The sequence below is a fragment of the Cohaesibacter gelatinilyticus genome (genome assembly GCF_900215605.1).
GTDB classification, from domain to species: domain Bacteria; phylum Pseudomonadota; class Alphaproteobacteria; order Rhizobiales; family Cohaesibacteraceae; genus Cohaesibacter; species Cohaesibacter gelatinilyticus.
On the sequence record NZ_OBEL01000002.1, the window covers coordinates 130,358 to 156,226 of the forward strand.

29 protein-coding genes and 1 tRNA gene are annotated in these 25,869 nt (G+C 51.9%); 13 read left to right on the forward strand and 17 right to left on the reverse strand.

The annotated features are described in order from the left end of the window. Positions 1–46 precede the first annotated feature (46 nt). The 4 genes from CRO57_RS10575 to CRO57_RS10590 are packed head-to-tail and all read right to left on the reverse strand — an operon-like array spanning position 47 to position 2,832. Positions 47–1,522, reverse strand: a complete 1,476-nt coding sequence (locus tag CRO57_RS10575) for a multicopper oxidase domain-containing protein (protein WP_141401218.1) — start codon at positions 1,520–1,522, stop codon at positions 47–49. Continuing rightward, positions 1,519–2,013, reverse strand: coding sequence for a c-type cytochrome (locus CRO57_RS10580; protein WP_097154026.1), 495 nt, complete (start codon positions 2,011–2,013; stop codon positions 1,519–1,521). The genes CRO57_RS10575 and CRO57_RS10580 overlap by 4 nt, the downstream gene beginning before the upstream one ends. Positions 2,014–2,052: 39 nt before the next feature. Further along, entirely contained in the window at positions 2,053–2,373 is a 321-nt protein-coding gene (locus CRO57_RS10585; protein WP_170956046.1) for a hypothetical protein, read from the reverse strand. Between the two features lie 42 nt (positions 2,374–2,415). After that, a complete protein-coding gene (locus tag CRO57_RS10590) occupies positions 2,416–2,832 on the reverse strand; it encodes a c-type cytochrome (protein WP_097153433.1) in 417 nt (138 codons plus the stop codon). A 172-nt stretch (positions 2,833–3,004) separates the two neighbouring features. Here CRO57_RS10590 and CRO57_RS10595 point away from each other — a divergent pair, with 172 nt between their 5' ends. The 6 genes from CRO57_RS10595 (at position 3,005) to CRO57_RS10620 (ending at position 7,746) form a co-directional block, all read left to right on the forward strand. Beyond that, complete coding sequence (locus CRO57_RS10595) at positions 3,005–3,610, forward strand: helix-turn-helix transcriptional regulator (RefSeq protein WP_097153434.1); 606 nt, start codon at positions 3,005–3,007, stop codon at positions 3,608–3,610. A gap of 9 nt (positions 3,611–3,619) precedes the next feature. Then, on the forward strand, positions 3,620–4,789 hold the full coding sequence (locus CRO57_RS10600) for an aminotransferase class I/II-fold pyridoxal phosphate-dependent enzyme (RefSeq protein ID WP_244580070.1): 1,170 nt from the start codon (positions 3,620–3,622) through the stop codon (positions 4,787–4,789). Between the two features lie 6 nt (positions 4,790–4,795). After that, positions 4,796–5,386 (forward strand): pyridoxamine 5'-phosphate oxidase family protein, encoded by a 591-nt coding sequence (locus tag CRO57_RS10605; protein WP_097153435.1) that lies wholly within the window; start codon positions 4,796–4,798, stop codon positions 5,384–5,386. A 135-nt stretch (positions 5,387–5,521) separates the two neighbouring features. Beyond that, the gene (locus CRO57_RS10610; protein ID WP_097153436.1) at positions 5,522–6,034 is read left to right on the forward strand and encodes a hypothetical protein; all 513 of its coding nucleotides are present in this window, start codon (positions 5,522–5,524) and stop codon (positions 6,032–6,034) included. A 200-nt stretch (positions 6,035–6,234) separates the two neighbouring features. Continuing rightward, positions 6,235–7,389, forward strand: coding sequence for an AAA family ATPase (locus tag CRO57_RS10615; RefSeq protein ID WP_244580071.1), 1,155 nt, complete (start codon positions 6,235–6,237; stop codon positions 7,387–7,389). Between the two features lie 63 nt (positions 7,390–7,452). Continuing rightward, positions 7,453–7,746 (forward strand): hypothetical protein, encoded by a 294-nt coding sequence (locus CRO57_RS10620; protein ID WP_141401219.1) that lies wholly within the window; start codon positions 7,453–7,455, stop codon positions 7,744–7,746. A 16-nt stretch (positions 7,747–7,762) separates the two neighbouring features. On the opposite strand, the gene CRO57_RS10625 is transcribed toward CRO57_RS10620, so the two are convergent. The 4 genes from CRO57_RS10625 to CRO57_RS10640 form a co-directional block, all read right to left on the reverse strand. Continuing rightward, positions 7,763–8,143 (reverse strand): hypothetical protein, encoded by a 381-nt coding sequence (locus CRO57_RS10625; RefSeq protein ID WP_097153438.1) that lies wholly within the window; start codon positions 8,141–8,143, stop codon positions 7,763–7,765. 93 nt (positions 8,144–8,236) lie between these two features. Next, positions 8,237–8,854, reverse strand: a complete 618-nt coding sequence (locus CRO57_RS10630) for a DUF1826 domain-containing protein (protein WP_170956047.1) — start codon at positions 8,852–8,854, stop codon at positions 8,237–8,239. Then, a complete protein-coding gene (locus tag CRO57_RS10635) occupies positions 8,851–10,065 on the reverse strand; it encodes a GTP-binding protein (protein ID WP_097153440.1) in 1,215 nt (404 codons plus the stop codon). The genes CRO57_RS10630 and CRO57_RS10635 overlap by 4 nt, the downstream gene beginning before the upstream one ends. Positions 10,066–10,300: 235 nt before the next feature. After that, positions 10,301–11,485, reverse strand: a complete 1,185-nt coding sequence (locus CRO57_RS10640) for a PepSY-associated TM helix domain-containing protein (RefSeq protein ID WP_170956048.1) — start codon at positions 11,483–11,485, stop codon at positions 10,301–10,303. Between the two features lie 324 nt (positions 11,486–11,809). Between CRO57_RS10640 and CRO57_RS10645 the strand changes: the two genes are divergently transcribed. The 3 genes from CRO57_RS10645 to CRO57_RS10655 all read left to right on the forward strand — a co-directional run bounded on the left by CRO57_RS10645 (position 11,810) and on the right by CRO57_RS10655 (position 13,342). Further along, positions 11,810–12,268: an Lrp/AsnC family transcriptional regulator gene (locus tag CRO57_RS10645; protein ID WP_097153442.1), complete on the forward strand. Its 459-nt coding sequence runs from the start codon at positions 11,810–11,812 to the stop codon at positions 12,266–12,268. Positions 12,269–12,276: 8 nt separating this feature from the next. Further along, complete coding sequence (locus tag CRO57_RS10650) at positions 12,277–12,897, forward strand: LysE family translocator (protein ID WP_170956049.1); 621 nt, start codon at positions 12,277–12,279, stop codon at positions 12,895–12,897. Between the two features lie 109 nt (positions 12,898–13,006). Then, the gene (locus tag CRO57_RS10655) at positions 13,007–13,342 is read left to right on the forward strand and encodes a cupin domain-containing protein (protein ID WP_097154029.1); all 336 of its coding nucleotides are present in this window, start codon (positions 13,007–13,009) and stop codon (positions 13,340–13,342) included. A 12-nt stretch (positions 13,343–13,354) separates the two neighbouring features. Here CRO57_RS10655 and CRO57_RS10660 read toward each other — a convergent pair. Together CRO57_RS10660 and CRO57_RS10665 are read right to left on the reverse strand one after the other, a co-directional pair. Further along, positions 13,355–14,115, reverse strand: a protein-coding gene (locus CRO57_RS10660) for an IS5 family transposase (RefSeq protein ID WP_097153444.1) whose coding sequence is annotated in 2 segments (ribosomal slippage) — positions 13,355–13,797 and positions 13,797–14,115 — 762 coding nt in all. Because the reading frame shifts where the segments join, the coding sequence is not laid out codon by codon here. 86 nt (positions 14,116–14,201) lie between these two features. Then, positions 14,202–14,765 (reverse strand): TetR/AcrR family transcriptional regulator, encoded by a 564-nt coding sequence (locus CRO57_RS10665; protein ID WP_097153445.1) that lies wholly within the window; start codon positions 14,763–14,765, stop codon positions 14,202–14,204. Positions 14,766–14,840: 75 nt separating this feature from the next. Here CRO57_RS10665 and CRO57_RS10670 point away from each other — a divergent pair, with 75 nt between their 5' ends. Then, positions 14,841–15,248: a nuclear transport factor 2 family protein gene (locus CRO57_RS10670; RefSeq protein WP_097153446.1), complete on the forward strand. Its 408-nt coding sequence runs from the start codon at positions 14,841–14,843 to the stop codon at positions 15,246–15,248. A 416-nt stretch (positions 15,249–15,664) separates the two neighbouring features. Then, positions 15,665–15,748 (forward strand) — tRNA-Tyr (locus CRO57_RS10675). Positions 15,749–15,918: 170 nt separating this feature from the next. Here CRO57_RS10675 and CRO57_RS10680 read toward each other — a convergent pair. Beyond that, positions 15,919–16,773: a LysR family transcriptional regulator gene (locus CRO57_RS10680; RefSeq protein ID WP_097153447.1), complete on the reverse strand. Its 855-nt coding sequence runs from the start codon at positions 16,771–16,773 to the stop codon at positions 15,919–15,921. A gap of 80 nt (positions 16,774–16,853) precedes the next feature. On the opposite strand from CRO57_RS10680, the gene CRO57_RS10685 reads away from it, so the two are divergent. After that, entirely contained in the window at positions 16,854–17,792 is a 939-nt protein-coding gene (locus CRO57_RS10685; protein WP_097153448.1) for a DMT family transporter, read from the forward strand. Between the two features lie 134 nt (positions 17,793–17,926). On the opposite strand, the gene CRO57_RS10690 is transcribed toward CRO57_RS10685, so the two are convergent. The 4 genes from CRO57_RS10690 to CRO57_RS10705 form a co-directional block, all read right to left on the reverse strand. Next, entirely contained in the window at positions 17,927–19,498 is a 1,572-nt protein-coding gene (locus CRO57_RS10690) for a GMC family oxidoreductase (RefSeq protein ID WP_097153449.1), read from the reverse strand. Positions 19,499–19,521: 23 nt separating this feature from the next. After that, positions 19,522–20,043, reverse strand: a complete 522-nt coding sequence (locus tag CRO57_RS10695) for a Twin-arginine translocation pathway signal (RefSeq protein ID WP_097153450.1) — start codon at positions 20,041–20,043, stop codon at positions 19,522–19,524. Between the two features lie 53 nt (positions 20,044–20,096). Further along, entirely contained in the window at positions 20,097–20,492 is a 396-nt protein-coding gene (locus tag CRO57_RS10700) for a VOC family protein (protein WP_097153451.1), read from the reverse strand. Between the two features lie 106 nt (positions 20,493–20,598). Next, positions 20,599–20,904 carry a ribbon-helix-helix domain-containing protein gene (locus tag CRO57_RS10705; protein WP_097153452.1) on the reverse strand — a complete coding sequence of 102 codons (306 nt, stop codon included), beginning with the start codon at positions 20,902–20,904 and terminating at the stop codon, positions 20,599–20,601. Between the two features lie 440 nt (positions 20,905–21,344). Here CRO57_RS10705 and pyrF point away from each other — a divergent pair, with 440 nt between their 5' ends. Further along, a complete protein-coding gene (gene pyrF, locus CRO57_RS10715) occupies positions 21,345–22,187 on the forward strand; it encodes an orotidine-5'-phosphate decarboxylase (protein ID WP_097153454.1) in 843 nt (280 codons plus the stop codon). A gap of 171 nt (positions 22,188–22,358) precedes the next feature. Here pyrF and CRO57_RS10720 read toward each other — a convergent pair whose 3' ends face one another. Together CRO57_RS10720 and CRO57_RS10725 are read right to left on the reverse strand one after the other, a co-directional pair. Next, on the reverse strand, positions 22,359–23,651 hold the full coding sequence (locus CRO57_RS10720) for a SulP family inorganic anion transporter (RefSeq protein WP_210200840.1): 1,293 nt from the start codon (positions 23,649–23,651) through the stop codon (positions 22,359–22,361). A 246-nt stretch (positions 23,652–23,897) separates the two neighbouring features. Then, positions 23,898–25,424 (reverse strand): ABC-F family ATP-binding cassette domain-containing protein, encoded by a 1,527-nt coding sequence (locus CRO57_RS10725; RefSeq protein ID WP_097153456.1) that lies wholly within the window; start codon positions 25,422–25,424, stop codon positions 23,898–23,900. Between the last annotated feature and the right edge of the window lie 445 nt (positions 25,425–25,869).

Genomic DNA, 25,869 nt, shown 5'->3' on the forward strand with positions numbered 1-25,869 from the left:
CAAACCGCCTCAGCCATGGCAAGGCGGTTTTATTCGCACCTCGTTGTTAGCTCACAGTGAACTGACCCATCATGCCAGCATCTTCATGTTCCAGAATATGGCAGTGATACATGAAGGGGTGCTCTTTGCTGGCCGGATGGTCAAAGCGAATAAGAAGCTCCACTTCGTCGCCCACCAGCACCGTATCCTTGAAGCCCAGATTATGAGGTCTTGGCAGGCTTTGCCCCTCGGACAGAACCTGAAAGACCGCGCCGTGAACATGGAAGGGATGGGCCAGCATATGGCTGCCCACACGCCAGATCTCGGTGGAGCCAAGGGCAACGTCCACATCGATCCGGCCCATATCAAAGCGCTGATTGTTGATAGAAAAACCTTCCGTTCCTCCCATCAGATCCATGATGAAGGTGCGGGTCTTTACCACATCTCCCCGACGCAAATTGAAGGCCGGAGCATCCAGTTTGTCGGCAAATTTGGTGATGCGTGGTCTTACACGCTCATCCACCACGAAGGGCAGAATATCGATGCTGCGATCAAAGACAGCATCAACCATTCCCCGCATACGCCCCATCATGTTGCCCATCATGCCGCCGGGCCCTTGGTTCGGGTCAGCATCGCTTTTCAGCAAGGCTGGCTTGCCCGAGGAGAAATCGACCAAGATTTCCGCCCGCTCCCCCGGCGATAGCGGCAACTTGGTCATCATCAGCGGATTTTCCAGATAGCCACTGTCTGTCGCAATCAGTTGAAAAGCGCGCTCATCTTCAAAATGCAGCGCATAAATGCGGGCATTGGAGCCATTGATCAGGCGCAGCCGGACTATGCTCTTCGGCGCCACCGCCACCGACCCATATTGGCCATTGACCAGCATCGCATTGCCGGTAAAGCCATGCATATAGTCGGGCATGGCAGGCTGATAGGAGACAAAGCCCTGATCATCCATACGCCGGTCTTGCAGCACCAGCGTCAGATCATCCACGCCATAATCGCTGGGCAGGCCACGTTCATCATCGCGGCCATCACTGATCTGCAAGATGCCTGCAAGCCCCTTATGCACATCATGGCCCGTGCGCTCATGAATATGGGTGTGATACCACAGTGTCGCCGGTGGCTGATCCACCTGCATCTTTGGGGCCCATTCTTCCCCCTTGGCAATGGGCAAATGCGGCCCGCCATCATGCGCACCGGGAATGAGCAACCCATGCCAATGCACGCTGATGGGCGTCGGAATCTGGTTCTCAATGATTGGATTGAAGTCACCTTTGCTGACCCGCAAAGTCGGCCCAAGATAGGGCTGATTGAAGCCAAAGGTGGCATTGGCCGCCTGCTCTTTGAAGACGCTGCTACCCTTTTGCGCCACCAGTTTGGCCGTTCGGCTCTCTGTCGCGTCCAGCAGTTTCGGCATAGTCAGCCGTGGCATCTTGCCGATATTGGCATAGGCGAAATTATCAACCCGGTTCCAGGCATAAAGCCCCGCAAGCCCTGCTCCGATTGCAGCAGTGCCGCCCAAGAATTGTCGTCTGTTCATCCCTTTTTCCTCTGCGCTGCAATGGCATTTCGCTGGTCGTGCATCTCGCGAATATCCTTGGGCCAGGTGCTCTTGATGTAGGAAAGAACGGCGATGATCTCGTCATCCGACAATATGTCCTCATAGGCAGGCATATTGGATTTGTGATCTTTCAGATTGGCATATTTGACCACGCCCAGCTTGGTCAGGCCGAACAAAGCCTCATCGGGGTGGTGCCAGGTATGGCCGCTTTTGTCATGGGGCGGTGCAGGCAGATAGCCATCAGCATCTGGCGAGCGCCAATTGGGCTGACCTTCCAGATTGTCACCATGGCAAGAGGCGCAATTGGCGGCATAGATTTCCTTGCCTTGCGCCACAATGCTTGCATTGTCGGGCTGGAACAAAGCCCCGGCTTTGTCTGGCTTGGAGAAATAGACAGCAGAGACAACCGCCCCTGCAAGCGCGATCAGACCCAAGGCCGCAAAGCCAGTCTGGGAAAATGAACGTTTCATCATTTAGTCCTGAGAGTTGAATTTATCTTTGGAATTCAGTCACAGGAATCGAGGAGGTGGGGTGTCGGGCACTGCAATCAGCGCGTCCAGATTATGGGGCGCGTCAGGGGCATAGTCATCCCGTTGCAGGTCCGAAAAAACAGGCAGCTCCGGCAGTAAGGTCGGCATTTGCATGCCACAATGAAGAGAGCGCTCTTCTGCCGAATGCTCACAATCCAGACAATCCATGAAGCCGCTGGCATCTTGCATCATCTCACCATGAGACATGGCAGATGCGACGGGCATTGGATCGGGATTATGCAGATGATTGAGATTGCCTCCAGCCAGGGCGAGCGAGATCATGCCAAGGGAAATCAGCACAAATCCAACGGTCCTGAACTTTGAGACAAAGAATTTCATAGGCTAGAAAATTCCGTTCGCTCGTTGCACGGCACGGATATATTGGGTGATGCGTTTCACTTCCGCATCCGACACCTCTGGCACCGGTGGCATATTGCCAAATGGCCAGTGATGCGCCCTCACGCCTTGTTTGGCGGCAAGCAGGAACGAGATATCGCCATGATGGCTTGGCTCATAGATTATATGGATCAGTGGCGGTGCCACATCCTTCTGCCCGGCGGCATTCTTGCCATGGCATGAGGCGCAATTCTCCTCAAACAAAGCCTTGCCGATTTGCTCTGGCATGGTGAGATCCGGCACTGTGACAGTCACAAGCACTTCACCTTCGCCCTTTTCATGGTTGGACGCCATGGCAGGCAATCCCCCAATCAGCGCGGAGAGCAGAACAACAAGCAGGGCAATTGGTCCCTGTGGTCTCATATAGATCCTCCTTTGATCAATGAATGAACAGGCCCAGCCTAAAGCCTCCAGTCACTGGAAGCTCAAGACCGGGAGTGAAGAAAATGGCAATGACCCAGAGATTAGGCACACTTGACGAAACTAAAATTATACAATAATTCTAATTTTGGAATTATTGTACAGGATTCGTTTGATGTCCCAGATCATGCTCCTCGCTCCCATCTGCCGCGCCATTGTCCGCCTGATGCCCGGACAGGTGGAAGTGGTGCTGCATGACCTCGTCACAAGTCGGATTGCCCTGATTGAAAACAGCTTCTCCCCTCGCGAGGCAGGCGATGACAGCCTCAGCGAACTTGGCGATTTCCAATCTGAGCTTAAAGACGATGACACCATCGGCCCCTATATGAAGTCCAATTCCGATGGCGCAAGGCTGCGCTCAGTCTCTGCTCTCATACGCGATGAGCAGGGAAATCCAGCGGCGCTTTTCTGCATCAATATGCGCGTTGAAGCGATGGAAATGGCCCGCGATATTCTGGCCGCTTTTACGCAAATCGAAGCTGCGCCCACATCGGAACTGCTGCGCAACGACTGGCGCGAGGTCACCAATGCCATCATCGCCGCCACGCTGAAGGAGCTGAAACTCTCCTTCAATCAGCTGAAAAAACCAGAGCGCGAAATCATCGTCGAGCGGCTGATCAGCGCCGATATTTTCACCGCCCGTGGCGCTGTCGATTATGTGGCCGAGGCTTTGGGTGTCTCCCGTGCCACGCTCTATACTCTCATCAAACAAAGCAAATAGGAGGCTGTCATGACTGCTCCCCGGCCCATGCGCAATTTTGGTTTGGAAGTCTTTTTCTCCGAGTGGGAATTCAAGGCCAAACATCACATGACCGCTTCCGATATGGAAAGTCTCGCCGTGCCGGATCTGCTGGCCATGGCAAGCCCGCAAGACCGTGAGGCCTATAAAAATCTTTGGCTTGGCTATACCCAGACCTGGGGCCTGCCCGAGCTGCGCGCCGAGATTGCCAGCACCTATGAGAGCATGAGCGATGACAATATCCTCTGTCTCGCAGGGGCTGGCGAAGGCCTTTATATGGTCGCAAAGACGCTGCTGACCAAAGACGATCATGCCATCGTCCCGACACCCAATTATCAAAGCGCCGAGACCGTGCCGCTGTCTGTCTGTGAAGTCACGGGCCTGCCCATGCGACAAGGCAATATGAAAGGCGGTTGGGCAATTGATCTGGACGCCTTGCGCGATGCCATTCGCCCCAATACCAAGCTGTTATCGCTGAACTTTCCGCACAATCCTACGGGCATGCTGATCCCCAAAGCCGATCTGGAACCTTTGGTCGAGATCTGCCGGGAGCATGATATCTGGATCCTCAGCGATGAAGTCTATCGCGGTGTGGAACTGGACCCCAATGACCGCCTGCCGCAGATTGCCGACATCTACGAAAAGGGCATCTCGCTGAATGTGATGTCAAAGGCCTATGGCCTGCCCGGCTTGCGCATTGGCTGGATTGCCAGCCAGGACAAAGCCTTTCTGGAACAGATCGAGCGCTACAAACATTATCTCTCCATCTGCAATTCCGCCCCATCCGAACATCTGGCGCTGATCGCCCTGAAAGCCCGCGAGCAGATCCTTGGACGCAATCATGGCCTGTTGCAGCGAAACATCACAGCATTGGAACAGCTCTTTGCTGACTTCCCCGGTCTGATCGATTGGACCCGCCCTCTGGGTGGTTGCGTTGCCTTCCCGCGCTTTACCGGACCGGAAGGCGGTGAAGCCTTCTGCCGTACCTTGCTGGAAGAAAGCGGCGTTCTGCTACTGCCAAGTTCGATCTATGGCTCAGATCTGGGAGAAATACCAAAAGATCATTTCCGCATCGGCTTTGGCCGCGATAAGGTCTTCGAAGATGGTCTGAGCGCCATGCGCAAACATTTCGAAAATCACTATTCCAGCTATCGGGCGTAAATCACAATGAGCGATCTTTTCCTGACCCAGATCGAACAAAGCGCCTGGACGCAATTGTCAGAGAGTAGCCGCGATCCGCAAGCGGCCTTTCGCTATCTGACCCTTTGCTCGGTGGACGGAAAATCACGACCACAGGCCCGCACCGTGGTGCTGCGAGAGGTGGATACTGACGCCCGCCTTCTGGAATTTCATACTGACATCCGCAGCCCAAAATGGCAGGAATTGACTGCCAACCCGAACGCTAGCGTGCTTGGCTATTGCCCAGTCACACGCATCCAGCTGCGCCTGCAAGGCGAAGTGGAATTGTTCGGCCATGGCACAGAGCTGGCAAACTCCGCATGGGACGCCCTCTCCTATTGGACACGCACCACCTATATGGGTGGCCCTCCGGGAGACGAGAAAGCCTTGGGCACACCAGAAGATGTTCCTGCGCCAAACAGCGTAAGCGAGGCAGAAGGACAAAAGGTCTTTGGCGTTGTACGTTTCAAGGCGCAGTCTCTGGATTGGTTCCAGTTGAAGCAGCAAGACAACAAACGCGCCTTGTTTGACTACGCCCCATCTGGCGCGCTGACAGAGCGCTGCTTGATCAATCCATAAATTCACTTTCTCTTCTCTATCAAAGACTTCGCTTGGCTCTTGCTACATTTGTAGCTATATCTCAGGAGCTTGGCTGCTCCTATCCTGAGCATCATGCGGCGGATATGCCGAGTGCCAGCCTTGGGAGGCGACAGCATGGCCAGACTATTAACTGCAATCGCGGTATTGTTCCTGATGATCCATCCGCATCAACTCAGCGCGGAAGATTATGAGCCTGGCTTCAGTGTTTATGACCCCAATCGCAAATGCCATCAGGCCTGGTGCTATATGGGCAAGCCCAGCGAAGAAGTGGGGTCCATTCAACAGCCCTTTCATCCAGAAGACTATACCGGCGTCGGGCTTGGCATGTTCGTCAAGGACTTTCGCATTGATTTCATGGAAATGCCCTTCCATGATACGGGCAATTACAGCGTGAAACTGATTGTCCTGACCAATAAAGGCGATGGGAAGTTTCGCAAGGATATAGTCTATAAGGGAAGAGCAGCCCTGAAAGAGTCCGTTCTTTTCATCCCGTCAGAGCCCGCCATTGCCCGCAGCTTCATGCGCGGCCGATTTGTCAGCGTCTATATCTATCGCAACGGCAAGCCCTATGTGGCCACCCTCTTCCCGCTCTATGGTTTCACCAAAGCCTATAGCCACATCCGTTAGATCTGACCGCAACAGGATAGCAAGCACCCACGAGACGGCATCCGGGGAATTAACAAGCGGAGATATGGCAAATCAGGATAGAGGCCTGAAGTTTGAAGACATTGACAAAAATTGGTCTGAAATCTGGTTCAGGAATGCTAACTGAAAGTCATAGATCTACTGCAAAAACCTGATCCCGCCGTCAGAGAAAGAAAGAAACCTTGTCAATCATAACACTGGCTGTTTCTGGCTATCGCTCTCTTCGCAGCCTAATCCTTCCATTGGAAAACCTGACCGTCGTCACTGGAGCAAATGGAACAGGAAAATCCAGCTTATACCGTAACCTGCGCCTTCTGGCAGAGGTCTCTCAAGGTCGATGCATCGCATCTCTTGCAGCCGAAGGCGGGCTTCGCTCCACCATGTGGGCCGGAAAAAGCAATTACTCCTCTACAATGCGCAGGGGTGTCTCTCCCATACAAGGCAATGTCGGCGACTCCCCCGTATCTCTCAGGCTCGGATTTGCTTCTGACGATTACGGATATGCAATTGATCTGGGCCTTCCCATTCCGGACAGAACAATGTTTGGCCACGACCCGGTCATAAAGGCGGAAGCAGTCTGGGTTGGAGAATATCTTTCACGTCGTAACACCATAGCAAGCCGCGCTGGTTCAAGCGTCATGGTTCAGGGTGAAGACGGCAGACTGAGAACAACAATCAGTGATATGGCTCCCTTTGAGAGCATGATGATGAGAGCTGCCGATCCGACCAACGCAATGGAGCTTTTGCTGTTGCGAGACCGTATGCGGGCCTGGCGCTTTTATGATCATTTTCGAATTGACCAGGATGCACCGGCAAGGCATCCGCGCATCGGAACACGGACCATTGCATTGTCGTCTGATGGGTCTGATTTGGCCGCAGCAATTCAAACCATTCGGGAAATCGGTGATGGCCCGGCATTTGACAGAGCCATTGAAGACGCTTTTCCCGGTTCGCAAATATTGGTTGATATTCGCGATGGTTTCTTTTCCATTGCCATGCAGCAGCAGGGTCTTTCACGACCTCTGACGGCATCCGAATTGTCAGATGGAACACTCCGATATGTCCTGCTGGCTGCAGCACTTCATACGCCTCGGCCCCCATCTCTGATGATACTGAACGAACCAGAGAGCAGTCTGCATCCCAGTCTTTTGGAACCATTGGCTCAAATGATCGCCAATGCATCAAGGGCCAGCCAGGTCATCATCGTCTCTCACGCAAGCTCTCTGACGGAAAGCCTCACCAAACAGGGAGCCACCAGCCTCGGACTTCAGAAGGAAGAAGGCGAAACCATCGTCCCCGACATCGAAATTCCACCCTGGAAATGGCCTCAACGATAAAACAAGACGGACCGCCAATATTCTTTCACTACACCATCAGAACCTGATCAAATGGAGATTTTCATGAAAACAATCGCGACCGCCCTATTGAGCATTGCTCTTCTCATATCTCCTGCCCTGGCTCAGCTGGACTTCATCGTGATTGGCGGCATGCATCAACCTGCCGCCAAGAATGTAGAGAAAGCCAACATCATCGCCATTCGCTGCTCAGACGGCAAAAAATACTTCATCTATAGCTATTTCCGCAGCTCCGGCCCCAACTATCGCGCCATCGAGCCACCAAAATGGGGCAACCCGATTGGCGGCATGGATTATCCAAACTTCGAAGATGCAGTCCACGCCGCTTGCTATACATAGGGCAAGGAAGACCGAGCTAGCGATAAAAATAGGCTGACAGGACGGCCAGCCCTGTCAGCAACAAAAAAGGCCAACCAGCATGGCGACCACGGGTGGCTATCAGATCGAACAGTCCGATCCCTGCAAAGCAAGATCCTATGGACAGCAGAATGACGGCTCCCAGATCGTCAGGCTTGAACGCATAGGCATAGAGGATGATGGCTAGAACAAGCCATGTCATCGATGTCACATGCCATGCAGAGCGCAAGACCAAACGCGATAATGCACTTTCCAGCACCCGGTTGCCACGTTTTTTGAAAAGCGGCCGCAGCAGATAAGCTTCGCCACCGATTGAGTGCAAAATGGCCGTAAGCATCAACCCGCCAATGCCAAAAAGAACCAATAGCTCAAAACTCATATGACTCGCGCCTCGCAAATATAGCCACGCACATCATAAGGGGTATATGAGCGTAATCTCAATGCCGGGTTTGCCGCTATATATTGAATGCAATCAGCCAATCGGGTCAAACACCAGAAGCAGTCTTGGTCCGGTTCCTTTCGGCACTTCCGGCGAGCGATGAACAAGCATGCATTGCTCATCTGATGGCCATTGCTTGCCCCGGAACAATCCAACGCTGCCCAAAGCCACCTGATTGTAGCAATCTGGCCGCTCTCTCAAGGCATCAACCACATAGAGCGTACCCTGCCCCCGATAGGTACAGAGGAGACGAGCCGCGACATTGTCCAGATGAAAGCGCGGGCACATCACCTCATCGGCCACATCCAGACGGATTTTGACCCGCTCGACCTTCATGACCTTCCCAAACAGTTTGGCCATCTGGGCAACATCATCAAGAAAAGCCTCTCTGCCTTCGCAGGCAGAGATCTTCTTCTCTTCACATTCGTTAAGTACAAGCGAATGCACCCCTTCAATGGCGACTTCTTCGCACACTTCCGGCAATCGATCCGACGACAGACCACTGACCCAATCCTGCAAGGCAGGATCCAATCGCCTATCCCAAATGGTTGCGGCGATGCCCGGCTGGCCAATCGAATAAAGCACCTCAGCATCGCATCCAGTCATGACATCCTGAGCAGTGAGGACTTGAACTTCCGCTAGCTGGGTCATGCGCTTTGCTCTCTCATTTTCCATACAGGGAATGGGTCATCCATGGCGGCAAAGGCAGCCAGATCATCGCCTTTGTCTTCTTCGATCAAACAGGCATCCAATCGGCTTTTGAGACCTGGCCAATCAATGCCCGTGCCAATGAAGACAATTTCCTGCCGACGGTCTCCAAACGGATCTTCCCAAAGGCGGCTCACATAATCGGTGACATGCGGATTGTCTGGCCAACGGCTCTTGGGAGTGGAGGCCCACCATTTCCCCAAGGGGCTGACATTGGAGAGCGCCCCGGCCAACGAGAATTCCAGCACCCAATCCGGACGCGTCGCCAACCAGAAATGCCCCTTGGAGCGAATGACACCAGGCAAAGCCCCGTTCAACAGCGCGTTGATCTTGACCGGATCAAAGGGACGCCGTGCGCGATAGACAAAGGACTGCACGTCATATTCATCCGTTTCCGGCACATGATCGGCAAAACCATAGAGCTCTTTTGCCCAATGCGGATGCTCATGGGCCTTTTCAAAATCGAACATCCCGGTATTCAACACATCGCGTGCCGCCACATCGGAATAGTCGGTCTCGATGATTTTGGCATCGGCATTGAGGCTGCGAATGATCTTGCGCGCGGCATCCACTTGATCAGGCCGAGCCGAGCCAACCTTGTTCAGAATGACGATATCGGCAAATTCGATCTGATCGGTGAGCAGATGCACCAAGGTCCGGTCATCCCCCTCACCCGAAATCTCACCCCGATCACTGAGGAAATCATGGCTGGAATAATCTTTCAGCAGATTGACCGCATCCACCACCGTGACCATCGTATCAAGGCGCGCAATATCGGACAAACTCTGCCCTTCTTCGTCACGAAATTCAAAGGTTGCCGCAACAGGCAAAGGCTCGGCAATGCCCGTGGATTCAATCAGCAGATAATCGAACTTCTTCTCATCTGCCAGCCGACGCACTTCCTGCAGCAAATCATCGCGCAAGGTGCAACAGATACAGCCATTGGACATTTCAACCAGCGTCTCATCGGTCTGGCTCAGTTCCGCCCCACCGGCCCGAACCAGATCCGCATCGATATTGACTTCAGACATGTCATTGACGATGACAGCCACCCGAAGCCCTTCGCGATTGTTCAGAACATTATTGAGCAAAGTGGTCTTTCCGACCCCTAGAAAGCCGGACAAAACCGTTACCGGCAAGCGCGCATCTGACATGGTTGGTCCCCACAAAAATATGTAATGTTATAACGTTACATAAATGGAGATCATCCTGCTTGCAAGGATTTTTTTGGGGGCATGAATGAGAACAAACCCAGTTAGTGTGTGACGCCACCGATATCAGCGGGGCCAAGGGAGCCAAAGTCGAGAGGCAAGGGAACCACTTTCAGAACAAAAAAGCCCGCCACTCGGTCCAGAATGGCGGGCACTGCTTTGGCAGTTGGTTGGGAAACTAACTTGCCATTGGCGTTATGGTTGGCTTGGCTTTTGGCCGGAAAAGTGGCGAGATCAAACGTCGCCAAGCGAGGGCAAAGCCTGTCCAGACCAGAAGGAGGGACGCCAGAGAAGCCAGCCCTGCCAGCGTTTGACCGATAATTCCATAAACTTCGCCGGTATGAAGAAAACGAATATAGCGGCGCAAAGATTGCGTTGATGCGGTCAGAGCTTCAGGGTCTTGGGTTTTTACCACCTCACCACTCTCCCGGCTGAAAACAAGTCTTGTTTCTTTTGATGCCTGTTTTCCATTGCCCCGGTCCACCAGCACATTCACGCTCTTGGCATTGGGATTGCTTGGGATCGTGACGGAGATGCTTGTCCAGCCACTTTGGCTTGTCTGTGCTGTTTCAAGAATGGATTGATAGGAAACCAACTGGCCGGTCTGCGTGGCCGATTTACCCTCGCTCTTGCGAGGAGGTTGAGGCCGTTTGCCATGCACCGGCGCTTCCAGACCAAGCGAATTATACGTCACCTTGCTGGCCCAGTCATAGGAGAAGACCACACCGGTCCCCACTACTGCCAGAAGCGGGATCATAACCCAGAATGAAAAGACATGATGCCAATTGAAGTCACGCGCTTTGGCGGTCGGCATCTTGGCCAGCACCATTCTTTGCTTCAGGAAAGGCCATTTCCACTTGCGTGGGAGCCACAGGTAAGCACCAGAAACAATCAGGAACAAAAAGGCCAGATTGGCTGCCTTGACCGTGTCCGCCCCCCAGCTATCAAAGCCGACGCTCAAACTGCGATGCACATCTTCGACAAAATGAAAGAATTGTTGAGCGGGATTGGCTGGAGCCTCAATGAAAGCGCCACTATAGGGATCGAGCAATTTCACATCACGCCGTCCTGCCCTCACTTCCACTGGTTTGGAGGGATCACTAACATAAGACAGACTGGTGCTACGCCCCGGAAAGGCCGGTGCAGCGATGGCAACCAGTTCATCAGCCGACAGCATTTCCATCTGCCCACCACTGGCCTCAATCCTTGGCTCGAACATCTCCTTAATCTGCGCCTCATAGGTCAGTAGAGCGCCGGTCAGAGCAAGAATGAAAATGACAATTCCAACGGCCACACCTGTTATCAAATGTGACCAGAAAAGAAAGCGTCTGAATGAGGATTGAGATGACTTTGAGGATGCCATGATGGACTCCCGCCCTTGGATAGTCTTGAAGGATGGAAACCAAGATGCCTGACCTCTGTCGCAGAGAGTTGTCCGCATCACCCAACAATGTCGCCCACTGTATCAGAGGCAAGATCTGACACAGTTGGTTACAAATTCCTCTCCCCCTTTTCTGTCTCTGGTTCAGCGAGATGTGAATATTCCAAAGACCAGAGCGCATCCGACATTCCAAACGATTTCCGCTCAAACAGCAACAAAAGTAAAAAATATCGATTTTTGTCCGATATTGACTCAATAATTCGGAATTGATACAAAATCACCATCTCAGGCCGGATGGAGTAGAAAATGGATAAGGTCGATCTCTTGATTTGTGACGCTGTGCAGCGCGACGGTCGGGCGTCGAGCACCGCAATCGCAGAAGCTGCTGGCGTGCCAACGTCCACGGCCAATGATCGCCTGCGTCGTCTGGCAAGCAACGATACCATCCGCGGCTGGCATGCGGAGCTGGATCCCGAGCGCGTTGGCGCGGGTCTTGCCTGCTTTGTGCTGATCGACATGAAGTATGACGGCGAAGAAGAAGCCGTAGACATCTTGTGTGAGCGGCCAGAGGTCATGGAACTGCATCATATTTCCGGCTCCCACTCCTATCTGATGAAACTGCGGGTTCGCGACATGAATGCGGTACAGGCTTTCCTGACCAAAGTGGTCAAACCCCTCAAAGCGGTGCAAGGCACCGAAAGCATTTTCGCCCTCAAGACCCATAAGGAAAGTGCGGAAATGCTGGTGACAAAAGCAGATGAATAGAGATTGGTGTGATTGAGATTTTGCTGAAAGGCATCGGCGTCGGCTTTGCCGTTGCAGCCCCCGTTGGCCCAATTGGCCTGCTCTGCATCAGACGCACCCTGAAAGAAGGACGAGCAAGCGGCCTTGCTTCGGGGCTTGGCGCAGCAACGGCTGACGGGATCTATGGTTTCATGGTGGCGGCTGGCTTTGCGGCGACCGGCCTGATGATCAGCTATGCCCAGCCGATGCAGCTCTTTGGGGGCTTGCTGATTGCCTGTCTTGGCCTCTTGTCCGTTCGCGCATTTTTCAAAGCCAAATCAGACACAAAGCCAGCCGACGCCAAGGAAGCAGGCAGCATCGTCTCGGCCTTTGCCACAACCTTTGCACTGACCATTTCCAACCCCATGACCATTCTGGCTTTCGTCGCGCTGGTCGCAGGTCTGGGTAGCGCGGCTGCCTCGCACGCCTATGCTGCCTATATTCTGGTTTTCGGGGTCTTTGCAGGATCAGCCTTATGGTGGCTCATTCTAGTCACTGCAGCATCCCTCGCCCGCTCTCGTATCACACCCCAGACCACCCGCTGGCTGGATCTTGCCTCTGGCACAGTGCTTCTCATCTGGGGTGCATGGATTGCCTGGTCTGCATTATAAGGCGCTGAGGACTGCTGGATCTGCTATAGTGCACGAACATTTAGACCTTGTTTCAAGAATAACGCCTTCATATCCATAGATGGCCAAATCCATAAAAGGTAAGTGTTTCATGTCCTATCCAGATTTCATCAAAGCCTTTCCCGCCATTGATGTTCCCTTTCCTGAAGATGTGGTGCAAACCTCAGTGGTGCAGTCCGAGGCCGGATTGGTTGCCTTTTTCACCTTCCTCAAAGACATGGAATTGCCCATGCATTCGCATGGTGCGCAATGGGGCACGGTCGTGGCAGGTGAGATTGAGCTGACCATCGGAAGCGAGACAAAAATCTACCGCGCAGGCGACAGCTATTCCATTCCAGCCGGCGTTGAGCATGGCGCACAGATCAAGGCCGGAGCCCGGGTGATTGATGTGTTTGAAGAGGCTGATCGTTACCCGATCAAGGCTTAGGCTCAGGACTCATTAAATCCACCATATGACGATAGCTGCAATTGTAATTGCAGCCATGAATATGTCGGCCCGGCGGTCGTAACGCGTGGCTATGCGGCGCCAATCCTTGAGACGCCCGAACATGTTCTCGATTTTATGTCGTTGTTTGTATTGTATTTTACAAAATGAAGCAGGGTCTTTTCGTCCCTTGCGCGGCGGAATGCATGAAGCGATTCCCTTAGCACTAAGAGCGGAGCGGTATTCATCAGAGTCATAGCCCTTGTCAGCTATCATCGTCGCACAATTGCCTTCTGGCAGAACCGGATACAGGATCTTAGCCCCGATATGATCCGAGATCTGTCCTGCGGTCAGGCACATCGCAACCGGTCGCCCCTCACCATCGCACACAGCGTGCAATTTGGTGTTCAATCCACCTTTTGTGCGGCCGATGTGGCGGGGAAGAATCCCCCTTTTACCAAGCTCGACGCGGTGCGGTGGGCTTTCAAATGGGTTGCATCGATCATGAGTGTGTCAGGCGGTCCATCCTCAGCCGATAAATGACTGAAAATAAGATCAAAAACACCAAGTTCAGTCCAACGCCGGAAGCGATTGTAGAGCGTCTTGTGAGGGCCATAAGCCTGGGGAGAATCCTTCCATTGAAGGCCGTTCTTCAAAACGTAGATGATGCCGGAAATGACACGACGGTCATCGACCCGGGCTATTCCGTGTGACTTGGGAAAGAAGGGTTCAATTTTCGACATCGGATCGACTGACAGAAGAAACAAATCAGGCATGGCAAACTCCTTTGCCACTCTGAATCACAAATCGCCAATCAATGCAAATTAATGGGTCTTGAGCCTAGCTTAGCCTACCCTACAATTCATGACTGTCGCACGATGTCCCATGCGCTTTCAGCAAGATGGATGGCATTCACTTCAGGCCTCTCAAGACCGCCACATTTTCGCAAATAGTCATAGGTCGGCCCAACGATCAGCGCCGAGGCCAATGGCCATGGCATATCCCGAACCGCTCCCATTTTCACCCAAGATTGATAGACGACTTCTGCCTCTTCAAAACCCTGTTTCGATACGGTTAGGATCTCGACAAGCTCGGGATCCGTGAGCGCCCGAATGCGCATCTCTTCGTAAAACAGAAAAAGCGCTCGGTCTTGCAAAGCCCATTCAGCAAGGCCCAGCACGACCGTCTGGATCATCTCCTTGGGTGTCTCGCTCGATCGCTTGGAAATGGCGATCTTTTCCCATTCCGTATTGGCCGTCTTCCAGATCTCCACGGCGATGTCAGGCTTGCCACCAAAGAAATGATAAATGCTGCCTGTCGTTGCCCCGGAAGCACGACGGATATCCGCAATCGTGGCAGAGGAATATCCCTTCTCAACAAAAACAGACAGGGCGGCATCCAGGATGGATTGGCGACGATCGGACATGAAACCCTCACACTTGACACAACTAGAACATCGTTCTAATGATGATACTAGAACATCATTCTAGTGGAGATATCCATGCCCGATCAAGCCCAAACCAACCTCATCGCTGCCAAGAGTTTCGTCACGGCTGTAGAACGCATGGATGGCTCTGTCCTTGATGCCTTCTTCAGTTCGGATGTGAAGCAGATCGAATGGCCAAACCTGTTCAAACCGAATGGCGAAGAGCGCGACCTGCCAAAGCTCAAAACCGATATCGAAAAGGCCCGCGGCATCTTGCGTGAGCAAAGGTACGAGATCACCCGCGAACTGGCAGATGGAGACTGCGTCATGCTGGAAATGATCTGGCGTGGCACCATGGAAATTGACTTCCCTCCACTGACCAAAGACCAGAACTTACAGGCCCATTGCGTCGCCATTTTCGACTTCGAAAACGGCAAGGCCACCGGCCTTCGAAACTATGATTGCTTCGATCCCTTTGCTTGAGAATGAACCAGGACGTCTTCGCTCTCGTCCCATTTTGAGAAAATTTATCCCATGAATATCTTATTGAATTCATTGATATTTTAAGTTGATAGAAAAATTAAAACAAACCTTGAGTTGACAATTTTTTTGCATTTGCGTATCGATTCAAGCCTCAGAAAAAGGAAATATTCGATGTCTATCGCAACCTATTATTCAGCAAGTTCATATGCGTCCGCGCTTCGCGGTCGAAGGCATTTGCGTGTGCGGTAAGCGATAGGCACATCGTTATGTTTTTGACCCGGAAGCAGATGCTTACCGGGTTTTTTGTTGCCCGGGTCATTGAGAAGGAAGATGAACCGGGCAGGTGTCCGGCACCGCTTGGAAAGCGGCTGGGGCCCGAACGGGTCTGGGGATCAAGACCTCTGTCTTCCGCCAATGGAGTAGCTGGGCACTGGGGAGCCCACCGGACTGTAAATCCGACGCTTATAGCTGTGCTGGTTCAATTCCAGCCTACTCCACCAATAGAGAGTGAACCAGCCGGGGTGCTGGCGCAGACTGCTAATCTGTCGGAGCCTGAATGGGCTTGCGGGTCGGGACCGCCGCTCTCTGTCATAATTTTGACTAGACCATATTTGGAGCTCGATGCATCAGTCCCAGCAGGCATCGTTATCATCTTCGTTCAAACATTCAATCAGGCCATGATTTCCGCATAAAGGGTCTGGGTTGCCAGAGAGGGAGAAGCCACAGAACATATTTGCAATTCACGTATCAGAGGGCTTTTGAGATCCTTATAGACCAATCCATCTCCCAGCTCGGAGACCGTCAATTTTGGCAAGATGGTCATACCCAGTTCCGATTTGACGGCTTCAAGCAAAGCACGCGTATCCCTTATCTTTAAAAAAACATTCAGCTTTACATCTGCCTGATCTGCATAGTCATTGATGGCCTCCTCACAACCAGACGCCGACATCAGCAATGGATGATTTTCAAGATCAAGAACATCAATGCTGCTCTGTTTCGATAGTGAATGATTTTTGGGACAGACAACCCCAAGTTCCAAATGCCTGAGCAGCGTTGCATCGGCTCCCAATCTGCCCATGGAAATGGCAATATCTACAACTTTGTTGTCCAGCAACGTGGCGCATTCTTCGTCAGAACCCTCGATGAGCTCCACCGTAATTTTGGGATACCACTTTTGCAGTTTTGCCAGTACCTTTGGCAAAATTCCAACGGCAGCACTGGTAACAGACGCAATTGTCACATGGCCGGAAATTTCGGGCTCTACACTCAGAGCAGACAATGCTTCCAGATGATCCAATGCCGCACGCACTTCGATCTGAGCCCTCTTGCCCAAAGCTGTCATTCCCGCTTCACGGCCAGAGCGCCAGACAAGTGGCCCGCCCAGCAACTCCTCCCAGGCGCGCATCGCATGACTGACACCAGACTGGGTAAGCCCCAATCCTTCGGCCACCTTTGTGTAGCTTTTCTCATGAGCAAGTGCATCCAGCACACGCAACATGGTGATATTGATATTATTTATGCTCATGCAATATATGATATCTAATCATTTGGCTCATGTCTCCTATTAAGATATTCCTTCAAAAAAATCAGTAGGAGCTTGGATCAATGAAAGACTTGAGGCCTGAAACAGCTGACAATACAACCCCCTACCTTCGTGGTGCAGTTTATGGTGTAGCCGCTGTTTCCATTTGGGCAGGATGGATGGCAATCACACGTCTTGGTGTCACCACCAATCTGGATTCCTGGGATATAGCAGCACTGCGTTTTGGCGTTGCTGGGTTGCTGCTTTCGCCGGTTATCATGAGACACGGCTTCGCGCTGGATCAACTCGGTCTGGCAAGACTTTTACTATTGATTTCCGGTGCCGGAGCCCCATATGCAATCATCGCAGCAAGTGGGTTGGAATTCGCCCCCGCCGCCGATGCCGGTGCTTTGGTCCCTGGTGTCATGCCTCTATTCGTTGCATTATTGTCTAGCTTTTTTCTTTCCGAAAAATTCTCTCCCAATCGCAAGCTCGGCCTTCTAATGATTTTGACTGGCGTGATCGCCATTGCTGGTTCGTCACTCATGTCCGCCGAACTCAATCGATCCTTCGGTCATGCTATTTTCCTTTGCGCATCTTTTCTTTGGGCAGTTTTCACAATAATCCTGAAATGGGCAAAGCTTTCCCCGCTCCATGCGACTGCTCTTGTTTCCGTTGGCTCAATGATCGGATATCTACCGGTTTATTTTGCTATTGCAGGGACCAAATTGCTTGATGCACCCCTATCAGACCTGATCATCCAATCGATCTATCAAGGCGTATTTACGACAGTGGTATCGCTTTTTCTGTTTGGCAAAGCCGTATCAATCCTGGGAGCATCCAGCGGTGCTGCATTCGGGGCACTGGTCCCTGCCATGGCGGCCCTTTTGGCTATCCCCATCCTTGGTGAATTTTCCAAACCCGTTGATTGGCTCGGTATCATCACCATTTCAATCGGAGTCTTTCTGGCCAGCGGCGGACCACTCCCCCAAATTACCAACCTGAAAAAATCAAAAAGCTGACCGTATGAAAAGAATGTTGTCCAATACAGTCAGCTGTTCTGTATTCACCCACAAATGCTCTTGGTAATGACTGAATTGCAAGGTCATTGCGAGAAGGTGCTTTCAGCAACTGCCAACTGAAAGCACCAGCCCGGTCAGAGATTGCCTTTCGACAATTCATCCGCAAGATAATCGGCCTGACGGATCGCCAAGGCAACAATGGTCAATGTCGGGTTCACCGCAGCACCGGTGGTGAACTGCGACCCGTCCGAGATGAACAGATTGGTTATTTCGTGGCTCTGACCCCATTTGTTCACCACACCATCTTCGGGTTTCTCGGACATACGATTGGTGCCGAGATTATGCGTGGACGGATAAGGCGGCGTCGGGAAAACACGGGTAGCCCCCACCGCTTCATATACTGCCATGCCTTGCTTATAGGCGTGCTGACGCATTGCGATATCATTTGGATGATCATCAAAATGCACATTGGCAACCGGCAATCCATGCTGATCCTTCACATCCATATTCAGCGTCACCCTGTTCGTCTCTTGTGGCATATCTTCCCCGACAAGCCACATGCCAGCCATATTCTCGTATGAATCCAAAGCTGTGGTGAATTCACGGCCCCATGCCCCGGGATCCAGAAAGGCCGCCATGAAGGGAATGCCAAGACTGAGGGTTTCCATCTCATAGCCGCCAACAAAGCCACGGGACGGATCGTGTTTGGCTTCATCCTGAATGATGCCTGCCATGGTGGTTCCCCTCCACATACGAACGGGCTTGTCAAAGGTCGCATAAACCGAGCCGGTCATATGGCGCATATAATTGCGCCCCACCTGCCCGGAAGAATTGGCCAACCCATCAGGGAACATGGATGAGGCTGAATTCAGCAGAAGACGCGGGCTCTCGAATGAGTTGCCTGCCAAGCATACCACACGCGCCTTCTGCATCTGAAGCTTGCCATCAGCATCATAATATTCGACACCGCTCACCTTGCCAGCTTCATTATGTAGAATCCGTGCCACATGGGCCCGCTCGCGCACTTCCAGATTGCCGGTCGCTTCGCCTTCCGGAATATCGGTATAGGCGGCCGACCATTTGGCGCCCCATTTACAGCCCTGAAAACAGAAACCGGTCTGCTGACACATGGTCCGATCACCATTCTCATGAGACATGATGGCCATGCGCCCAGTGCTGACCTCCTTGTAGCCCAATGCCTTGGCACCGGCCTCAAACACCTTGTAATTGTTGTTTCCCGGCAAACCCGGCCAGCCATTGGTGCGGGTCACGCCCAACTTCTTCTCTGCCTTGTCATACCAGGGAGCCATTTCTTCAGCTTCAATCGGCCAGTCCAGAAGATTGGCTCCTTCTACCTTGCCATAGGTGGTTGCAGCCTTCCATTCATGATCTTGAAACCGCAAGGATGCCCCGGCCCAATGAGTAGTGGTACCACCAACCGCCTTGACGATCCATGCAGGCAGTCCGCTGAAATCCTTCGCCACACGCCAATCCCCCGATGTGGTGCGTGGATCGGTCCAAGCCAACTGACCAAAACTCTCCCATTCATCATTGATGTAATCTTCGGGCAAATACCGCCCGCCGGCCTCCAACGCCACAACACTGACGCCTTTCTTGGCCAATTCATTTGCAAGCACGCCGCCACCGGCGCCTGTTCCGATAATGACAACGACACTATCGTCGTTCATGTCAAAAGGTGCTGCCATGGTCCTCGTCCTCCCCTTCGGTCCTAAAGCCAGTTGATATCGTCAAAGCCGCGGTCGACATAACCGCCCTTGGAGAAGCTCTCGCCCTCATAGCCGAAAATCGGCCAAACAGCCTTTTGGTTATAAAGCCCAGTGACGAGACCACCGCGCATCTTCTGAAAAAAGGAGCTGTCTTCCATACTGCGCAGGATGTCGACACGGTCTCGCTCCCATCCCATATCCAGATAAGACACAAAGCCTTTTTTCTTTGCGGCTTCATTCAGCTTAGTAATCCCTGTTGCGATATCTGCCGCAGCCTCGCTGCTGTCATATCCCTTGACGGCACTGACATAATGCTCATCAGGAATACGATCATGGGGGTAGATATCACGGGCCATCTGCACCAACGTGGCGAAATCCTCCGATTTGAGATGATTGGTCTCATAGGCCCAGGCTGCACCGGTCCCGGCGATGAAACCGGAGCCGATCAGAAAAGATGCCCCGACAGCACTTACGCGCGCCAGGAGTTGTCGGCGGGTGAGTCCCCGCATTTCGGACTTGGTCATGGTCTCCTCCCTTCCCAAGTAGGTGGCACCCGTAAAAGCGAGTACCGTCATTGTCATTCAAATCGCCCGGAGCGCTCTAGTACCTCAATCTGATAGCCATCGGGATCTGCTACGAAGAAAAAGCGCCCAACGAGCTCTCCGTCCGGGGCAAACTCCACCAGCTTGCGCGGGGATAACCCTTCCGCTTCAAAACGAGCATGCTCAGCATCCAGATCCTCAACAGAAACAGCCAGATGGCCATATCCGTCGCCCAGCACGTAGGGCTCGGTGCGCCTCTTGTTGACGGTCAGTTCAACTTCAAAATTCGTTTCTGGATTACTCAGATAAATGAGCGTGAAGTCGGAGAAATCAAGCCGATCAGAAATGCCAAGCCCAAATGCCCGTCGATAAAAATCGACAGATCTTTTCTCATCGAGAACACGGATCATGCTGTGAATGGCTTTAGCCAAACGAGCCTCCTGAATTGGTTTTGATAATTTACCAATTCAGCATGCATTACTTGATGGGATGACAGGTAGTAGGGGTTTACTACATAGGGGTTTTTCTGAATTCACCCTATTCGGCAGCCACACTCATGGTCTCATCATGAGGCATAGTGGCACCAGATTGCGCAACGAAAACCAGGCAAGCCGTACGCAAAAGAGAAGTAAAATTGACCGGTTCGCCACGAGTTTCCAGAACTTCGGAATGCAGTTTGGAAATGAAGACAGGAGTGGAGACCTGATCTGCCCTGGCTATCTGATCCAGAATATCCCAAAACGCATTTTCCAACCGAATGCTGGTGCTTTGTCCATTCAAGCGTAAACGGCGCGTTGTGGATGTGTAACGGATGGGATCCTGCCCGGCAAAAACCTCGCACATATTGCTTTCCTCACTCTGGATGAGCGATATCATAGGCAAATTTATTGAAAAATGCCTAGAAGCTTTTTTCAAAAAGAAAGGTAAAGACAAAAGACCTTATGTCCAGGTTTTGCAATTTTGGTGCATTTTGAAGCCGCAATATTTCAAATATCGACAGAAAAGGAATTTTTGGATCTATCTGACAAAAAAGAGAAATTCCTACTCTTTCCGATCAACTGACAAAGCACATCAACTGTTTCAGTTCCGGTTGATCAAAACAGTCCGTCCAATCACCTGACCATTGTGAATGAAGGCCAAAAAAGATCGATATCCGCAACAATCAGACGACGTAGCCCTTCTCGAACCTGATTATTTTGAGCAAATGAAACCCGGATCATCGCCCACAAGCCAAACGCATAGCCCTATATCATCCAAAAAACCAACTCTTATGGACCCCATAGATGAGAGCTGATAATAACCTACCAATTGCCAGTTGTCGTGAAGGGTCCAATATGTCGCTATACGAAGTCTTGTCAAATGCACCCCGTTCCGAATTAAGTGTATGCGTAGGCATTGATCCCACACCGACATCATTATCCGCTTGGGGATTGGATGACACGGCTAAGGGAGCCAGAAAATTCGCACTGACAATGCTGGAAGCAGCAGCAGATACAGTGTCACTTGTAAAACCGCAAGTCGCCTATTTCGAACGTTTTGGTGTAGAAGGCTATGCGGTTCTGACGGACGTGATCAAAGAAGCCAGACAAATGGGGCTGCTTGTGCTTGCTGACGCAAAAAGGGGCGACATCGGATCAACAATTGACGCCTATGGAGCTGCATGGCTAGGAAAGACTGCACCGATGCAGGTCGACGCAATCACCGTAACGCCATATTTGGGATTTGGCTCATTGGCCCCTTTGCTGAATAGAGCCCATGATGCTGGGGCTTATGTCTTTGTCGTCACGCGGTCTTCAAACCCCGAGGGCACGGAGTTGCAAGAGCATGGCAACCCCAAGATATGGCACAAGATTCTGGACGACATCGCAGATTGGGAGCAGTCCCGTGGAAACAGAACCATCGGAGCTGTCGTTGGAGCAACCGTCCCGTCGGATTTGAAATATGCGTTGGATCGCTTGCCTGAGGCTTATTTTCTCGCGCCGGGCATTGGTCAGCAGGGTGCCACTTATAAAGATGTAATCGGCCTGACAGATGATCGCAAAAGGATCATAATCAGCTCCAGCCGGGCCCTTGCCGCCAACGGCCCCAAAGCGTCTGATATTCGTGCTGCTATATATCGAAGCTAGTGTGGCGGAATTGAAATAGGCATCATTTATCTGCGAGCTCGCTTGCCTATTTCAATTACGAAAACCACAATAGAAACATATATTTGCCGGTCACTCTTTTAAATCTAAAGTTCGTTCGGCGCTCGCTGCGCAATGTGACGAACTTTAGATTCGGGTGACTAGGCTCAGGTCTCATCTATCACGCGGCGACCAATCGCTTTCTGTAGATTTTCGACGATTTAAACGCAAAGCAAGACCGATCGAAACCCCAACACCTATGGCCACAGTCAAATCGACGAGGACGGTCAATACGAGCGTGAGGAGCAGCAGAAAAATATCACTTTTCCTACCCCGGGCATACTGGATCCATTTATGCGGCTCTGTCATGTTCCAAGCTGTAACAACAAGAAGTGCGGCAAGTGCGGGCATGGCCAGATCACTTACCAATGGTGCGAAAAGCAACATCATCAGCAAAATGACAATGGCATGGACTATCCCCGCCACCGGTGTTTTTCCACCAGCTTTAATATTCGTTGCAGTTCTTGCAATTGCGCCTGTGGCAGGAAGACCTGCGAACAGCGCCGAACCTATATTGGCGATGCCTTGAGCAGTCAGTTCGGCATTTGGCCTGTGATGTCCCTCAATCATCTTATCAGCAACCATCGCTGACAGAAGAGACTCAACCCCCGCCAAAAACGCAATAGTGAAAGCAGATGGCAGGAGTTCGACAATTCGTGCGAACGACAAGTTGGGGAGTTCGGGCCATGGCATTTGGCTAGAGAGATCTCCAAAGCGAGAACCGAGCGTATCTACGGGCAGCGACATGAAGGCCACGAGAGCAGAACTAACCCCAAGCCCAATTATCAATACGGGAAAGCGTGGCGCAATTCGTCGCAAAAGCACAATCAGGAAAATCGTAATAAGCGCAATAGCAAAGGGTGCAAAACCAGCAGTATCACGCACCTCCCACAGAGCCGTAATTTTCTCCACAAAACCAGCTGGGACTGCATCAATCCTCAGACCAAGGAAATCTTTCAATTGGCTGATCGCAATAATGATGCCAATACCAATGGTGAAACCGCTTACCACCGCTTCTGGAACAAAGGCAATCAGATTTCCCGCTCTAAAATATCCACCAACAAGCAATATTATGCCTGCCATGAAAGTTGCCAAAACAAGACCATCATAACCATGATGGGCAATCACCCCGAACACAACAACAATGAACGCCCCTGTTGGCCCTCCGATTTGAACGCGACTGCCACCAAAGAGTGAAATCAAAAAGCCACCGATGATAGCTGTCGTAATCCCCTTGGCCGGATCAGCCCCCGAAGCAATCGCAATGGCAAGACTGAGCGGCAGAGCGACCATGGCCACGGTGACGCCAGCCAACAGGTCGGCAACAAAAAGTGTCCAGCTATATGTTCGTAATGTCGTAAAAATCTTTGGTTGACGCATATCGCAATTATACCGACGAATAGACAAAACTTCACCAGCTCACTTCGAGGCTTGCAGTGCAAAGTTATATGTTTGAATATCTGGTCAACGATCCCATTTGCTTATAGAAAATTGGGGCGCTTCAGCCATTGATCTGACTTCCAGAAGAGAATACCAACGAGAGGAAAGAATGGCACATATAAGCTATTGCTCCCCTCCTTGGTACAAGGATAGCAAGAGGAAGCATAGGACATTGCCCGCCGAAAAGGCAACCAATTACTGATACAGCAAAACTCACACTTCTTCCCCATTATTCATCTCTTGCTCCAGAAACTCTTCCGGGCTATCGACTTCAATCAGTTTTTTGCCCTGGATCCACCAGAAGCGATTGCCGACATGACGCAGGAAGCTTCGGTCATGACTGACCAGCAGGCAACAAGCCCCATGGTCGATCAACTCACGTTCCAAGGCTTCCTGCCCGTCAATATCCAGATGGTTGGTCGGCTCATCCAGCAAATAGAAGTTCGGATGTTTCAACCGCAGAGCCAGCATTGCGAGGCGTACTTTCTGACCACCGGACAGCTTTCCAAGCCGGGTATCCTGCATCTGAATATTGATGCCAGCTCCAGCCAATAACGCTCTTGCCCGCTGATCGCCCACATCAAATTGCGCGGTCAGTGTCGACATGGGCGTCTCACCCTCTTCCAATTGGCTGAGATGCTGATCGGAATAGGCGGGGACGATGGAGGGAGCGAACTTTACCCCTGTCTCAGCACCCGACAAAGCACGCTGGATCATCGAGATCAGCCGGGTTTTGCCCGTGCCATTGGCCCCAAGCAACACCACCCGATCGCCAGGGCAAATCCATTTTTGCCCTGTCTTGTAGAGCAGTCGTCCATCTGGTGTGGTCACCTCCAGATCATTGAGCGTGATCAAAGCCTTGGCGTGACTGCCACTATTGGTCAGGCGAATATCACCCGCACTTTGCTCGCGATGGGCTGGCTTTGCGGCCTCTTCCAGCTTGTTTGCCCGCTCGTTCAGCTGTTTGGTTTTGGTGAGTAGCAGATCCGAGCCGGAATTGATGCCGACATTTTTCAGCTTCGCGGCTTTCTTGCGCAATTGCTGCACCTTGTTCAGATCATTGGCAAAGCGCCGCTCATCCGCAGCATCGGCTTCATTCAATGCGTCCCGCGCTTCAGAGAAAGGAAGACGAAAGATCCTTGATCTTTCCGGCCGCAAAAAGAGCGTGCGATTGGTCGTCGCATCCAGAAAGGCCCGATCATGAGAAGTGATGATCACCGGCACATCGCGCGGCAAGGCATTCAGCCAATCCTGCAGCAAGGCAATACGATGCAGATCCAGATGATTGGTTGGCTCATCCAGCAACAGCATGTCCGGTTCGGTGATCCAGACCGCAGCCAGCATCGCCGTGCGCTGCCAACCTCCGCTCAGCTCACTCAAAGGCTTGTGCTGCAGCTCATAAGGCACCTGCAACTCCCCCAGCACCACATCCACGCGCCAGCTCTCATAATCCGCTTGCTCTGGCGGCAATGCGGCCAACACACTATCATACAGCGTCTTATCCATATGCTCATGCGGGATGGTCTGTTGCACATAGCCAACCCGCAAACCACGGGAGCGGGTGATGGTGCCGGAGGTTGGCTCGCTCTTTCCATCGATACAGGAAAGCAAGGTCGACTTGCCACTGCCATTGGCAGCCACCAACCCAATGCGGTCGGCCTTGGAAACAGTCAGGGTGAGATCGGAAAAAAGCACATCGCCGAGCGTGATGCTCAAGGCATTGATATCAAGGATTGTCATAGGAAACTCTGGTCAAGAAAATATGCGCCGCAAGACGCGGCCGAAAAAACAGGCAGACCAGAAAAGAAAGAATTTTCGGTCAGCCCTGTAAACGCATCTACAGGGCGTAACGCGGACCATACTGAAGTAGGCGAGTGATACGCATAATCAGTAAAAGCCCTCCCGTGTTTAGAATCATTGACCGTTGAGCAAGCCTAGAATGGAAATGGGACGGTGGCAAGTGGGGTATTCAAAGCTTTGAATTGTAATCAAACACAGGGCCAAGCCTCGCCCAAACACAACTTAAGATAAATAAAAATCCGAAATCACAATCATATATATTTAACCATGAGGCAGATTTTTTCTGCTGATTGCCTGAAGGCCCAATATCGTATAAAGCGAAAATTTACACTTCAAATCAACTATCACGTGCACATGAAATTTTCGCTCGAACTTATCCATTTGA